The 265-nt window shown below is 41.1% G+C and carries 1 protein-coding gene; it reads left to right on the forward strand.

Annotated features, from left to right (window positions below; translation table 11 throughout):
• Positions 1-84 precede the first annotated feature (84 nt).
• Entirely contained in the window at positions 85-171 is an 87-nt protein-coding gene (uof, locus tag SB725_RS31715; RefSeq protein WP_001406816.1) for a fur leader peptide, read from the forward strand.
• The last annotated feature ends 94 nt before the right edge of the window (positions 172-265 follow it).

The raw sequence follows: 265 nt of genomic DNA on the forward strand, positions 1-265 counted from the left end.
GTTGTAAATGTAAGCTATGCCACGTTTTTATTAACAATATTTGCCAGGGACTTGTGGTTTTCATTTAGGCGTGGCAATTCTATAATGATACGCATTATCTCAAGAGCAAATTCTGTCACTTCTTCTAATGAAGTGAACCGCTTAGTAACAGGACAGATTCCGCATGACTGATAACAATACCGCCCTAAAGAAAGCTGGCCTGAAAGTAACGCTTCCTCGTTTAAAAATCCTGGAAGTTCTTCAGGAGCCGGACAACCATCACGTC

Source organism: Pseudomonas sp. SIMBA_041 (genome assembly GCF_046535095.1).
Taxonomy (GTDB): Bacteria; Pseudomonadota; Gammaproteobacteria; order Pseudomonadales; family Pseudomonadaceae; genus Aquipseudomonas; species Aquipseudomonas mucoides.

Bases quoted from the DNA above. Each gene is read 5' to 3' on its own strand.
- uof (WP_001406816.1), top strand. From the start codon at position 85: ATGATACGCATTATCTCAAGAGCAAATTCTGTCACTTCTTCTAATGAA.